At 61.4% G+C, this 13,252-nt stretch carries 12 protein-coding genes, 2 tRNA genes and 1 rRNA gene; 3 read left to right on the top strand and 12 right to left on the bottom strand.

All coding sequences use genetic code 11. The annotated features are described in order from the left end of the window. Nucleotides 1–2: 2 nt before the first annotated feature. From BLS57_RS17245 to BLS57_RS19800, 8 genes are all read right to left on the bottom strand, one after another. Nucleotides 3–461, bottom strand: a complete 459-nt coding sequence (locus BLS57_RS17245) for an arsenate-mycothiol transferase ArsC (protein ID WP_093743898.1) — start codon at nt 459–461, stop codon at nt 3–5. Next, complete coding sequence (locus BLS57_RS17240) at nt 462–965, bottom strand: UPF0262 family protein (RefSeq protein WP_279626459.1); 504 nt, start codon at nt 963–965, stop codon at nt 462–464. It abuts the gene before it with no gap. A 51-nt stretch (nt 966–1,016) separates the two neighbouring features. Next, nucleotides 1,017–1,919 (bottom strand): DUF2189 domain-containing protein, encoded by a 903-nt coding sequence (locus BLS57_RS17235; RefSeq protein ID WP_093743896.1) that lies wholly within the window; start codon nt 1,917–1,919, stop codon nt 1,017–1,019. Between the two features lie 303 nt (nt 1,920–2,222). Continuing rightward, nucleotides 2,223–3,524, bottom strand: coding sequence for a histidinol dehydrogenase (gene hisD, locus BLS57_RS17230; RefSeq protein WP_093743895.1), 1,302 nt, complete (start codon nt 3,522–3,524; stop codon nt 2,223–2,225). Nucleotides 3,525–3,569: 45 nt separating this feature from the next. Continuing rightward, nucleotides 3,570–3,899: a hypothetical protein gene (locus tag BLS57_RS17225; RefSeq protein WP_093743894.1), complete on the bottom strand. Its 330-nt coding sequence runs from the start codon at nt 3,897–3,899 to the stop codon at nt 3,570–3,572. A gap of 30 nt (nt 3,900–3,929) precedes the next feature. Continuing rightward, nucleotides 3,930–4,400, bottom strand: a complete 471-nt coding sequence (locus tag BLS57_RS17220) for a DUF2948 family protein (protein WP_093743893.1) — start codon at nt 4,398–4,400, stop codon at nt 3,930–3,932. Then, nucleotides 4,397–5,668 carry a UDP-N-acetylglucosamine 1-carboxyvinyltransferase gene (gene murA, locus BLS57_RS17215; RefSeq protein ID WP_093743892.1) on the bottom strand — a complete coding sequence of 424 codons (1,272 nt, stop codon included), beginning with the start codon at nt 5,666–5,668 and terminating at the stop codon, nt 4,397–4,399. The genes BLS57_RS17220 and murA overlap by 4 nt, the downstream gene beginning before the upstream one ends. 3 nt (nt 5,669–5,671) lie before the next feature. Further along, nucleotides 5,672–5,848, bottom strand: coding sequence for a hypothetical protein (locus BLS57_RS19800; RefSeq protein WP_093743891.1), 177 nt, complete (start codon nt 5,846–5,848; stop codon nt 5,672–5,674). A gap of 85 nt (nt 5,849–5,933) precedes the next feature. Here BLS57_RS19800 and BLS57_RS17205 point away from each other — a divergent pair. Beyond that, nucleotides 5,934–6,008 (top strand) — tRNA-Thr (locus BLS57_RS17205). 121 nt (nt 6,009–6,129) lie between these two features. On the opposite strand, the gene BLS57_RS17200 is transcribed toward BLS57_RS17205, so the two are convergent. After that, nucleotides 6,130–7,347: a COG3904 family protein gene (locus tag BLS57_RS17200; protein ID WP_139186661.1), complete on the bottom strand. Its 1,218-nt coding sequence runs from the start codon at nt 7,345–7,347 to the stop codon at nt 6,130–6,132. Nucleotides 7,348–7,543: 196 nt separating this feature from the next. Here BLS57_RS17200 and BLS57_RS17195 point away from each other — a divergent pair, with 196 nt between their 5' ends. Then, entirely contained in the window at nt 7,544–8,767 is a 1,224-nt protein-coding gene (locus BLS57_RS17195) for a cation:proton antiporter domain-containing protein (protein WP_093743889.1), read from the top strand. On the opposite strand, the gene BLS57_RS17190 is transcribed toward BLS57_RS17195, so the two are convergent. After that, complete coding sequence (locus BLS57_RS17190) at nt 8,747–11,755, bottom strand: Hint domain-containing protein (RefSeq protein ID WP_167356457.1); 3,009 nt, start codon at nt 11,753–11,755, stop codon at nt 8,747–8,749. The two genes, BLS57_RS17195 and BLS57_RS17190, sit on opposite strands and share 21 nt — an antisense overlap. A gap of 207 nt (nt 11,756–11,962) precedes the next feature. Continuing rightward, nucleotides 11,963–12,478, bottom strand: coding sequence for a superoxide dismutase family protein (locus tag BLS57_RS17185; RefSeq protein WP_208597599.1), 516 nt, complete (start codon nt 12,476–12,478; stop codon nt 11,963–11,965). A gap of 104 nt (nt 12,479–12,582) precedes the next feature. Here BLS57_RS17185 and BLS57_RS17180 point away from each other — a divergent pair. Continuing rightward, nucleotides 12,583–12,659, top strand: a tRNA-Arg gene (locus tag BLS57_RS17180). 248 nt (nt 12,660–12,907) lie between these two features. Here BLS57_RS17180 and rrf read toward each other — a convergent pair. Further along, nucleotides 12,908–13,022 (bottom strand): 5S ribosomal RNA (rrf, locus tag BLS57_RS17175). Nucleotides 13,023–13,252: the final 230 nt, after the last annotated feature.

The raw sequence follows: 13,252 nt of genomic DNA, 5'->3' as shown, positions 1-13,252 counted from the left end.
GCTTAGCCGTCTTCCAGCGGCGGGCCGAAGCGGTCAATCAGCCGTCCGACGATCTGATCGCGGGCGGCGCGGAACTGAGTGAGCTTGGCCTCGCGGTTTTCGCCGAGGCCGGTCGGGTCGAGGATCGGCCAGTATTCGACATCGAGGTGATAGAACCGCGTCAGTTCCAGCGCCCGGCGCTGGCTGGCAGGACTGAGCGCGATGACCAGATCGAATGAACCGAGGTCGTCGCCCCAGTCTTCCATTTCGTCAAAGCTGCGACTGCGGTGGCGGTCGAGTTCGACGTCCAACTCACTACAGACCGCGATGGAAAAGCCGTCGATCTCCATGTCGTTCTTGACGCCCACGGACTGCACATAGGTGCCTGTGCCGTAGAATTTCTTCATCAGCCCCTCGGCCATGGGCGAGCGCACTGCGTTGTGGTCGCAGCAAAACAACACGGATTGGGGCAGCTGCGTCATTCAGCCGCCGAAGTGCAGGACGCAGATCAGGGTGAAGAGACGCCGCGCGGTGTCGGTGTCGATCTCGGCTTTGCCGGAGAGGCGCTCTTGCAGCACACGGGAGCCTTCGTTGTGGATGCCGCGGCGGGCCATGTCGATGGTCTCGATCTGGCTGGGGGGGAGTTTCTTGACCGCCTCAAAGTAGCTTTCGCAGATTTGGAAGTAGTCTTTGACCACCTGCCGGAAGGGGCCGAGCGAGAGGTGGAATTCTGCTGCTTTTTCTGCGGCTTCGGTTTGCACGTCAAAGACCAGCCGTTTGTCGCGGATCGACAGAGACAAGTGATACGGGCCTTCGGGGGCCGGGCCTTTGTCGCGGGCGGGCAGGACGAAACTGTTCTCCTCCAGCAAGTCGAACATGGCCACTTTACGCTCCTGATCGATCTCGGGCGTGGGCGGCGGCATGTTCGCGTCATCAAGCGCGATATGGGTGATGCGGGTCATCGGCGCATCCTTTTTGCTGGCGATACCGTTTGTGGATAGCGCAGCGGTGGGGATGGGGCAATGCGGGATGATGACCTATGGGGTTGTGGCAGTAGGCTCCGCGTGGCGCGGCACGACGGCTTCGCGGTAGAGGTGCCATGTGGCATGGCCCAGCACCGGCAGCACGACGATCATGCCGATAAAGAGCGTGAGCACTCCGACGGCCAGCAGCGCCACGACGATTGCGCCCCATGTCGCCACGACAAGCGGGTTGCGTTTGGTCACTTCGACGGAGGTGGCGACCGCGCGCGGCAGGCCGACATGGCGGTCGAGCAGCATCGGGAAGGAGACCACGGTGGAGGCCAATACGGCAGCGGCAAAGACCCCGCCGATCAGGAGGCCCGCGATGAGCATGGTGAGGCCGGCGCTGGTGGTGAATACATCGCGGAGCAGCGCCATGGCCGAGGCGGGCGCTTCGGGGCCGAGGGTGACGTTGTAGAGGCCAAAGGCCACCAGCATCCATGCGGCAAAGAGCATCAGGAGGTAGCCGCCGAGCACCATGATCGGCGTGAAGGAGGGGGATTTGATGACGTTGAATGCATCGCCCCAGCCGGTTGGCAGCCCCGCTTCGCGGCGGCGGCTGAGTTGATAAAGGCCGATGGAGGCGACGGGTCCGAGCAGGGCAAAGCCGGAGATCAGCGGGAAGAGCAGCGGCAGCAGGTCGCGGTTGATGGCGAAAACCGCCAGCAGCAGGCCGATGACCGGGTAGACCAGCACGATGAACATCACATCGCTGCGCATGGCGGCGAAATCGTCGATGCCTTTGCGCAGGGATAGGGTGAGGTCTGACATGGAGAGGTCGTAATATTCGACCGGGGCTTGGTCATGGGCGCCAAGCTCGTGCATGCCGTCGCCGATGTAGCGCGAGCCGCTCTGCGCGGTATGGGCCGCGAAGGTCAGGGGATTGCCGATGATCTTGGGTTGCGTTGGATTGGCCATGATATGCTCCCTTGATGGGTGCCCGCAGGGGCGATTGCCCCGCGAAATCAGACCGGTCCCGCTGCGGGGATTGAGAGGTAGCATAGCACGTTTTAGGCGATTCTTCGCGTCCTTCACGCAAAGGTGCGCTGCGGCTTCAAACGCCCCGCCCGTGGGAACCACGGGCATCGCCCTCCCTCCCCCCGGAGGGCGATTTTGCAACGTTTCAATAGACGGATTGGCCAGCGCTTGTTGAACCCGCGTGTCATCCTGCGACGTTAGGATCGCCCCCCAGGGAGGACGATGCCCTTAGTGCCCCCTGCCCTAGGTGTTCAGCTTGCGCAGGCGGGCGGTGACCGAAAGGCCGTGCGCCTCAAGGCTTTCCGACTGCGCCAGACGCTCTGCCGACGGCCCGATGGCGCGCAAGGCTTCGGGCGACATCTGCGCCAGTGTGGTGCGCTTCATAAAGTCGAGCACCGAGAGACCGGAAGAGAACCGCGCCGAGCGGGCGGTGGGCAGCACGTGGTTCGGGCCGCCGACATAGTCGCCGATAGCTTCAGGCGTCCACTGGCCGAGGAAGATCGCGCCCGCGTGGGTGATCTTGGCCGAGAGCGCTTGCGGGTCCGCGACGCAAAGCTCAAGGTGCTCGGGCGCGATGCGGTTGCTGAGGGCAGCCGCGGCGTCGAGGTCCGGCACGGTGATGATCGCGCCATTGTCGCGCCAGCTGACGCCCGCGATGGCGCGGCGCTCCAAGGTCAGCAGGCGTTTCTCGACCGCCTCTTCCACCGCTTGGCCAAAGGCAGGGTCGGTGGTGATCAGGATGCTCTGGGCGCTCTCGTCGTGCTCGGCTTGGCTCAGCAGATCGAGCGCGATGAAGTCGGGGTCATTGTCCCCATCCGCGATGACGAGGATCTCCGACGGGCCAGCGATCATATCAATGCCCACCTTGCCGAAAACCCGACGTTTGGCGGCGGCGACGAAGGCGTTGCCGGGGCCGGTGATCTTATCGACGGGCGGGATCGTCGCGGTGCCATAGGCCAGTGCTGCCACGGCCTGCGCGCCACCGATGCGGTAGATTTCGTCCACTCCGGCGATACGAGCGGCCAACAGCACCAGCGGGTTCAGCACGCCGTCGGGGGTTGGCACGACCATCGCAAGGCGCTCGACGCCCGCGACCTTGGCGGGGATCGCGTTCATCAGGACCGACGATGGGTAGCTTGCCAAACCGCCGGGCACATAGAGACCCGCAGCAGAGACAGGCGTCCAGCGCCAGCCGAGGGTTGCGCCGTCGGGGTCGGTCCATTCGGCGTCTTCGGGCAATTGCCGCGCGTGATAGGCGCGGATGCGGTCGGCGGCGAGTTCCAGCGCCTTGCGGTCTTCGGGGGAGACTTCGGCCACGGCGGCGTCGACCTCTGCGGCGCTGATGCGCAGGGTGTCGGGGTTGAGGGTCACGCGGTCGAATTTGGCGGAAAGCTCGATCACGGCAGCGTCGCCACGGGCGCGCACGTCAGCGATGATCTCGGCCACCACGGCGTCGACATCGGGGCTGTCCTCGCGCTTGGCGTTAAGCAGTTTGTCGAAAGCGGTTTCGAAATCGGCGGCGGTGGCATCGAGCGTGACGGGCATGGGGTCTTCCGGGAATAGGGCGGCCCGAGGGGCGGCGAGAATGGGTTAGGAACCGGGGCGGCGCAGGCTGGGTTCGGCGCGGAGGCCCGCGTTGGTCGGGCCAGCGGCGGCGGGCGGTTTGCGCTGCGCGAGCCGCATGGCGCGGGTGTCTTGGGCGTTGTCGAAGACGGCGCGGGCGACATGGGCGGCGAGAATGGCGAAAAGCCCGCCTGCGATAGCCGCAGCAGGGGCAAGCAGCCCCGGCAGGGTGACGGTCCCCAAAAGATGGCGCACGGCCAGCGCTACGCCGAGCAGCAGCAGCGCCCAGCCGGTGGCCTCGGTCAGCAGCGCGGCTACACGCCCCCGGGTGAAACGGTTTTGTTTAAGTTCAGGCATCGGATCGATCCTTGCGCCCTTAGGCGGGCGTCATTCGGGGTGAACGGGCCGTTTTTTGGAGGGCGCGACATAGGGGCGGGTCACGTCCTTGAGGGTCACTTCGAGCGCTTCGACTTCAAGCCGGATCGCGCCGTCGCCGGCGAGGGTCAGGGTGACATGGCCCGAGGGCGCGTCGGTCGGCTCGAAGGTGATGTCGAGCAGCGACAGGATCGTGTCGGCATCGCCCTTGGGCACGCCTTGGCTAGCGACGCGCAGGACGTTGTTGAACATCAGCACCGATTGCACACGTTCCGGGGCATGGCGGTCCGCGCCCGTGTCCTCATGCCGCAGGCGGTTCAGCAGCAGCGCGAAACGCGCGCCGGTGCGGTGCCAGCGCATCTCCGAGGCCGGAAAGACCGCGTCTTGGGTGAGTGAGGCGATCACCGTCAGATCCTCGGCGTCGAGCGCGCCGAGGTTCAGGGGCGCTTCGCGGCCATCTTCGAAACGTGCGTCTTGGGTCATTTGGTGCTGATCCTTTCGATATCGGCGCCAACACCGCGCAGCTTGGCCACGACATGCTCGTAACCGCGATCAAGGTGGTAGACGCGGCTGACCGTGGTTTCGCCCTTGGCCGCCAGACCGGCGAGGATGAGCGAGATCGACGCCCGCAGATCGGTCGCCATAACAGGCGCGCCTTTAAGTTTCTCGACGCCGTGCACCGTGGCCGTACCGCCGTGCACATCTATGCGTGCGCCCATGCGGATCAGTTCGGGGGCGTGCATGAAGCGGTTCTCGAAAATTTTCTCTTCCAGAACCGAGGTGCCTTCGGCGGTGCACAGCAGCGCCATCATCTGGGCTTGCAGGTCGGTCGGAAAGCCGGGGAACGGCTCGGTTGTGACGTCCACCGCCGAGATACGCCCGTTGCGGCGGGCGACCTTGAGGCCCTTGTCGGTTTCCGAGACCTCAATACCCGCCGCGTCCAGCTTCTCGCAGAAGGCTTCGAGCAGGTCGATGCGCCCGCCCAGCAGTTCCACTTCGCCGCCGCAGAAGGCCGGGGCGAGCATATAGGTGCCAAGCTCAATGCGGTCGGTGACGACCTGATGGGTCGCGCCGTGCAGGCTGTCGACGCCTTGGATGGTGATGCTCGACGTGCCATCGCCTTCGATCTGCGCGCCCATCGCCCGCAGGCAGTCAGCGAGATCGACAATCTCCGGCTCGCGCGCGGCGTTGTTGATGACGGTGGTGCCCTTGGCCAGCGTGGCGGCCATCAGGATATTTTCCGTGGCGCCGACCGAGGCAAAGGGGAAGTCGATCACAGCGCCCTTAAGCTTACCGCCTGCCGCCTTGGCATAAAGGTAGCCATCCCGCAGGTCGATTTCCGCGCCCATCTTGGCCAGACCGTCGGTGTGGATGTCCATCGGACGCGCGCCAATGGCACAGCCGCCGGGGAGCGACACCTCGGCATGGCCTTCGCGCGCCAGCAGCGGGCCGAGCACAAGGTTCGAGGCGCGCATCTTGCGCACGATGTCATATTCGGCGCGTGTGTTGATCTCGCCGTGGCAGGACATGGCAATCACCTTGCCGTCTTGCATCGACGTGACCTCGGCCCCCAGCGACTGCAACAGTTCGGTCATGGTGCGAATATCGCTCAGACGCGGGGCGTTGGTCAGGGTCAGCGGCTCTTCGCTGAGCAATGTCGCAGGCATCAGCGCCAGACAGGCGTTTTTGGCCCCCGCGATGGGGATTTGCCCGTTCAGCGCGCCGCCGCCTTTCACCAGAATCGAATCCATCGTTCAGCTTTCCTTTTCTGACCCTTGGGGGTCATTGCCTGTATCTTGCGCCATATCATCAGCCCGCGCCCGTGCCTGAGCCTTACGCCGGGCCATATTGGCCTTAAGCGCGGCCTTTAGCCGGGCCTCGCGGGCGGAGGGTGTTTTCGCGGTCTTTTCCGGGGCGTTTTGCTTTGCCATGACGCCTATCTAGCGCAGGGTGCACGAAGCGTCCAGATCAGGGGTTGCGCCCCATTTCGAATAGGGCTAATCACCCGCCCACGGCGCTGCTGTAGCTCAGAGGTAGAGCACTCCCTTGGTAAGGGAGAGGTCGAGAGTTCAATTCTCTCCAGCAGCACCATAAACCCTCACATTGTTGGATACGTCGCCCCTAGCATTGCGGTTGGTCTCTCGACTTACGGCTGACGCTGCGCGGCCTTAAGCGAAGTTCACGGCACATAGTTAAACGTTCACTCCTCGCCTTATTCGAAACCTAGATCAACTAAGCCGATAAATTTCCTCCCGGTGGAGCAATAGCTGTCAGCCGGAATTTGCCCAATTTGCTTCCAATCGTTTACAACCGTATCAACCTCATCAGGCTTGAGCGTTCCAATTGAAATTGCGATCCACCCATTGTTTGATCGAAATCCTTTGAGAAACCGACGGTCAGGTACATTCTCCACTACAAAGTTCTTGGCCTCTGCTAACGTCCTCCTGGATGCCACGACTAATGCACAATCACCCGCTGCAATGTAGTCAGAGACATCAAAGGATTCACTTTCACGCTGTGTCACGGCTGCTAACTTATTGCGGTCCACAGTAACAATGACGGACTGAAAATTCCCGTCCTCGTCGTACCATAATACCCCAGACGGACTACGTACTGGTCTGCGACAGGCATAATCGGTCGCCTGATCTAGCTTGAAACACACTTCATTCTTAGAAACATAGTAGTGTCCTTTAGAAAGCTTCCCGCTTGCGAATTGGAACGTCGTGGTTCCATCACGATAGAGCGCGGCAAACCATTTCTTTCCGCTGGCAACGAGTTGACCGGTCACAACGTTTCCACGCCACGTTTCCGGGTTCGACAAATCTACGGCATTGGATGGCGGCCCCAGTCTGTTTGGGGACGGCGCTGCTCCAATCAGGCCGAACCGGATCTTTTCAGCAGGTGACAGCACATAGATGTCGTCGGGCGGCGTTCTAAGCATCAACGCTATTAATTCTGATGGTACATTGTATTTGTCCAAAGCTTCAATCACGTCAGCCAGCGCATATTGCCCGGCTACTAAGCTGCCTCGTCCATCCGGAGAGCTAATTTGGTGAACGCCCAAATCTCCATAGGCCAGCCGCTCTCTGCCAGCGAAGAAGACCAAAGCACAGGCTGAAAGACACTCGCTATTTTCCAAGACAAGGGTAGACAAGCCTAGACCTTGGACACGAGCCCCGATTGAAAGAGCGCTGTGAACCATACCACCCGGACTGTCCAAGATTAGGATCGATGCATTGGGAACGGCAGATAGCACTCGCTCGAATGCTAAAGGAGTGCGGAAATCGATTTCCCCTGCAATCGCTATGACCCCTTCTTCCCTATCAATCACCAGCACCGGGAAGTTTGGATTTTCTGCTGATTGAGCGGATACATGAGTTGCGAAAACTGTGAGCGCCATCACCAATAGCGCAGAAATTGTACCTGTCATGTGCGCCATACCTCTATTGTGCGTGATAACATCACATTTTCGTCCAAGTGAGTCTACTCTGAGTAGACTGGTTAGCTACGAGCCTCCGGTGGGAAACGCGCGCCATTCTGCTGGTTGAGGATTCTAATAGCAGCAGGGTAAGCCCCCCATTTGCCTCCTTCCCCGCCACGCCTAAGTTTGGCGCAAAGGAGGCTCCATGCATCAGCTTTACGTAACCATGGCCATCGCAGCGCTGACGGTGATCGGGTTGGGGCTGGCGTCCGGGGTCTTGGAGAGGTTGCCGCTGTCCAGCCCGCTGCTGGCGCTTGGGGTCGGAGTGGCCGCGGGGCCTGTGGGGGCGGCTTTGCTGACGCCCGAGGCTTGGGGCGAGCCGCATTTGATCTTGCGGGAGGCGGCGCGGGTGACTTTGGGGATCTCTGTCATGGGGGTCGCGCTGCGCATCCCTGTGGGGGATCTGCGCCGCTTGGCGCGGCCGCTTTTGCTGCTGCTGGGGCCGGGGTTGCTGCTGATGTGGGCCGTGTCGGCAGGGCTTGCTTGGCTGGCCTTTGGGCTGGCGCCTCTGATGGCGCTGCTCTTGGGGGCGACGTTGGCGCCGACTGATCCGGTGGTGGCGGCTTCGATCGTGACGGGGGCTTTGGCAGAGGAGAAATTGCCGCGGGACAGTCGGACGATACTTTCAACGGAATCAGGCGCAAATGACGGGCTGGCCTATTTGCTGGTGCTGCTGCCTTTGCTGATGTTGAGCGAAGGGTATGCGGCAGGGCTGAGACAGTTTTTCACCTATACGCTTCCCGTCGGGGTCTTGCTGGCAGTGGCGCTTGGAGCGGGGCTCGGGGCCCTGACGGCGCTTGGGCTGCGGTTTGGTGAGCGACATGGCTGGGTCACGCAGAGCTCGATCCTCGGGGTGACGGTGGCGCTGTCGCTCTTAGCGCTTGCGGCGGCCCATGCGGTGCAGTCGGATGGCATTCTCGCGGCCTTTGCTGCCGGGATCGCTTTTAACGCGCTGGTCGACCGTCAGGCCGAGATGGAAGACGAGAATGTGCAGGAAGCCATTGCCAAACTCTTTACCCTGCCCGTTTTCGTCCTGACTGGCGCGATGCTGCCTTGGGGCGAATGGGCTGAGGCCGGATGGCCCTTGGTGGGCTTTGCGCTGTCGGTGCTGCTGCTGCGCCGTCCGCTGACGCTGTTGCTTTTGGCGCCGCTCATGCGGATCAAGCGGCGCGATGCGGTGTTCTTTGGCTGGTTCGGGCCGATTGGCGTCGCGGCGATTTACTACGCATTACATGCGCGGGAGGAATTGCACAAACCGCAGCTTTGGGTGTTTGCCAGCGCGGTTGTGGCGCTGTCGGTGCTGCTGCATGGGGTGAGCGCGAGTTGGGGCGTCTATCGCTACGCGCGGTCAGGCGACGAGCCGGGCTGAGAGGATCTCGCTTAGCTTCGCGAAGGGCCGCGCGGTGGGGCCATAGGCTGCCGCGACCAGATCCGGGCTTCCGCCCCCCTGCCCTGCCAGCGCGGGCAAGAGTTGGTCAAACTCAGCCCGGGATTTCGGCGACAGCATCCGCAGCGCAGTCGGGCCGGGATAGAAGCTCTCGCTGGCGATGCCTTCGGCAAAGACGATCTCATGCTGGGCAAAGAAAAGGTGCACATAAGTCACCTCGCGCTTGCCATGGGCGATGCGCACGCCGGGCACGTCTCGGGCCAGATGGATCGCACGGACAAGGTGGTCGGCGCCGATCATCACGCCATGTTGGCGCGAGACCAGCAGATCACGGGTGTTGCCCAGCGTTCCTTCGGTGATCAGCACCGGGCGCAGCTCTTCATTGGCGATAAGCTCCGCATCCCCCACATGGCGCTGGCCGACCCAGAGCAAAGGCTGCGGGCCGTGGTCCAGCGTGTTGACCAAATCGCCGGGGCGCAGGGCTTCGATCGCGACCTCGCCGCGGGGGGTCATCACGCGGGTGCCGGCAGCGAAACAGACGATGCCGGTGTTGTCGTAGGTATAGGTGTTGCCGTCGGCGTTATTCACCGTCATCGATGAGGTGGTTCCGAACTGTTTGTTGTCGGAGTAATCGACCGCATTGCCTTCGTCGTCGCGGGTGTTGGACTGGTTCAGGATGCCATCATCGGCTTGGTCAGCACGTAGCTCGTCAAGACTGTCGTAATACTCTCCGACGTTCAGGAAGTCGTTGTTGTCCCAGTTTCCATCTCCGGTACGACCGGTATTTCCGGTGCCGAAATCCGTGACCGTGTCATGGCCGTCGCTGACATAGAAGAAGTCGTTGCCCGCGCCCCCGGTCAGCTGATCGTTGCCGCCGCCGCCGTGCAAAGTGTCGTGACCCGCGCCGCCGGTGAGCGTGTCGTTGCCATCCGCCTCGGTCGAGGTGGCGCCGCCGTCCCCACCGGACTGAAGATGGGTCGCGTCCGTCCCGGTGCTGTCGTCACCTTGGAGGTAGTCGTTGCCCTCACCCCCATCGATATTATCGGACCCCTGCCCGCCGATCAGCCGGTCAGAGCCTGTCCCACCTGCGATTTTGTCGTCACCATCACCGCCAAAGATCGCATCGTCGCCGGAGCCGCCGGAGATCGTGTCGCTGCCCGCCTCCCCGTGCAGCCGGTCATTCCCGTCACCGCCATCAATCAGGTCGTTGCCAGCGCCGCCTTCGATCCGGTCATCGCCGGTTTCGCCATAGAGACTGTCGTTGCCCGCGCCGCCGAAGAGCCTGTCGTCTTCGGTGCCGCCATAGATCCGGTCAGCGCCGTCGCCGCCTGATATGCTGTCGGCGCCCCCGCCGCCATACAGGCTGTCGTTCCCCGCGCCGCCATTGATGGTGTCATTGCCGAGCTCGCCATAGATCGTGTCGTTGCCCGCATTACCGTCAATGCTGTCGTTGCCGTCACCACCCAGGATGTAGTCGCTGCCTGAGCCCGTCGCGATGGTATCGTCGCCCCCGCCGCCGCCAACCCCCATAAAGCCGGTGTTGGCCGAGCCGTCGACGCTATCGGCTTGGTTCGACATCCAGAAAGCTTCGACGTCGGTGAAGGTAACGTGATCGGTTCCCGCGGTGGCGGTGCCCTGTTCAAAGCCTGTGATCGTGACCGTGACGCTTTGGGTATGGCCGCGAAAATCTAGGAAGTCATAGTCGGTCGGACCGCTGCCGCCATCGATTGTGTCGGTGCCAAAGCCGTCATTGGCGATGAAATAGTCCATGCCGGCGCCGCCATGAAGCGTATCGCTGCCCGTCCCCATGTGGATGGTATCATCGCCATCGTCGCCATAGACGACGTCATTGCCCGCACCATCGTAGATGTGGTCGGCTCCGGCGCCACCATGGATGACGTCATCGCCATCCTGGCCATAGATCGTATCCGCTCCGTCGCCGCCACTGAGCGTGTCGTTCCCGGTGCCCCCTTCGATCCGGTCAGTGCCTGCGCCGCCCGCGATGGAATCGTTGCCCGCCCCGCCGACGAGGGAATCATTGCCCGCACCGCCGGATATCGTGTCATCGCCACTCCCGCCCATGACGCTGTCATTGCCGCCGTTGGCCTCGACATTGAAGCCTTCGGTGGCGGAGCTGCCATTGAAGCTGTCGTTCTGGTTTGAGAGGTTGAAGCGCTCGATCTCGGAAAAAGTTGCACTATTGCTCCCGGAGCTTGCCGTGCCTGCCTCTGTGCTGCTGAGGTTGACGTAGACGCCCTGCGTCAGATTGGTGAAGTCCAGAACATCGTCGTCAACGCCGCCTTCGCCACCGACAATCGTATCAGAGCCGAAGTTGTCGCTGAGGAAGATGTTATCTGAGTCATCCCCGCCGTCGATATAGTCGTCACCCGCGCCACCGTCGATCGTATCGGCGCCCTCGTAGCCATAGATGACGTCGTTATTACCGTCCGTCCCGTCGACTTGATCGCCTTCGCCGTCGCTATATCCAGCGCCGATCGCATCCGCGAGGGCCGTGCCATCGACGGTATGCGGGACATCGGAAAAGGTGGAGTAGCTCGCCGCGTTGCTGTCATCGACATCATTGTTCGCAATCGAGATGCCGCTGTAGGTCGCGTTCGGTTCGATGGGGCTGCTGACCAGATAGCCGACATGCACCCCGTCAATCTCAATGCTTTCAATCCAGATCGACTTGCCTGTCGATCCGCCGCTGATCGCAAAGAACTCTTCGTCGTAGATCAGGCCAGAAGCAATCGTATTGCCGTTCTGATCGGTTACAACACCAGTTTGGTTCGTATCAGAACCGACCTCGTCCGCCCCGGCATCGCCGTCGAAGATATTGTCATCGTCGGTGATGGTCAGATTGATGAGATGGAGTTTCGAATCGAAATCAGGTCGCAAAGACCATGTATTTGATGTCGCATCATAAATCAGCGCATCAGCAGAGTAGGTTGTGTAAGAATACTGGGACAACGGGTCGTCCCCCCGCGAATAAAGAGTGCACAATAGCGGCCACAGAATAATCGCCGCGTTCACACATTAAGGACGCAATTGTGTCATTCTTTTGTCAGTATTCGCGCAGGGGGCAAAGCGTGGCTTTTGCGCATCACCACGACTGGTCTAGCTCTGTGAAAAGGCCTCCCCGTATTCTCCGGGAAGGCCTCGCTCTTTCACTGCCGTTTAGGACGCTTCAAAGGTTCCGCAAGCGATCCGGTCGCCCGCCGCGCCAGAGGGCTGCGACTGGTAGTCATCGGGGTCAGCGTGAATGACAAAGGCCGCGCCATCCTCGTCCTTGATCATCGTGTCGATGTCCAAGAGGTCGAGGAACACTTCGGCTTTCAAAACGCCATCGTCCCCTACCACCATATTGGGCATATCCCCCGGATGTGGGCCGCCCTCTACAAGCACGCCGTGCTGGTGGTCTCCGGCGATATGGCCGCCGGCGGATTTGAAGTCGTCCGCGCTGCAATCACCGGTCTCATGCAGGTGCACACCGTGGGTGCCCGCAGGCACGCCGGTCACGTCGATCTTCACCAGCGTCCGACCGGACGCGCTGGTGTTGAGCATCACGGAACCGGCAATCTCGCCCTTGCCCTGAACCTCAGCCGTGGCGGCGGTTTGCATATGGCCCTCGGCCAATGCGGCGGTGCTCGCGGTGGCCAAAGCCGCGCCGAGCAGGATGTTTCGCAATGTCATGGTGGTCCTCCTGAATAAGTCTGTCGGATAAAGGACCAACCCACCGGGATGCGTCGGGTTCCTCTTGATGAGAGCCAAGGCTTACCCCTATAAGCGCTGCCAGTGCTCCCTTAGCTCAGCTGGATAGAGCAGCCGACTTCTAATCGGCAGGCCGAGGGTTCGAATCCTTCAGGGAGCGCCACTTTTCTATGTAATTCTCAGTTGGCTTGGCGAGATTGTCCGCCCCACCACGCTGTCCTGTACGCATTCGAGACGCGGTTCAGTTGGCCAACAGCTAAGGCCCGCGCGAAGTGGGCGCCAACTTAATGTTGCTTTGAATGGAAGGCTTATTGCTACGTCCCAAACGCAAAACCGCCGCAGCTTGTTTGCTGCGGCGGTTTTGTTATTGGTCATCGTATCGAGAGATACTTTATACTAGGAACTTATTAGGTTTGGCGATGACCTACTCTCCCACGTCTTAAGACGCAGTACCATCGGCGCTACGGCACTTAACGGCTGGGTTCGGGATGGGACCAGGTGTTTTGCTCGCGCTATGATCACCAAACCAAATAAATTCCTGATAAAGCGCTCTGCTCTGCAGAGCGACGGCGGGAGGCAGGGTATCCGAAGGATGCCCGTTCCCGCTCCGTCACCACTGAAGCGCAAAGCGTTGTTATTTCCAAGTCATGTACAACTGATTGTATGTGTATGCTTTTGATAGATAAGTCGAAGTCTTGCTTCTACTGGATCAAATCAAGCCTATCGAGCAATTAGTACCAGTCAACTGAACGTGTT

Source organism: Sulfitobacter delicatus, assembly GCF_900102535.1.
Taxonomy (GTDB): domain Bacteria; phylum Pseudomonadota; class Alphaproteobacteria; order Rhodobacterales; family Rhodobacteraceae; genus Sulfitobacter; species Sulfitobacter delicatus.
The sequence above is the reverse complement of the archived record's forward strand: the minus strand, read 5'-3'. Positions and strand labels throughout refer to the sequence as shown.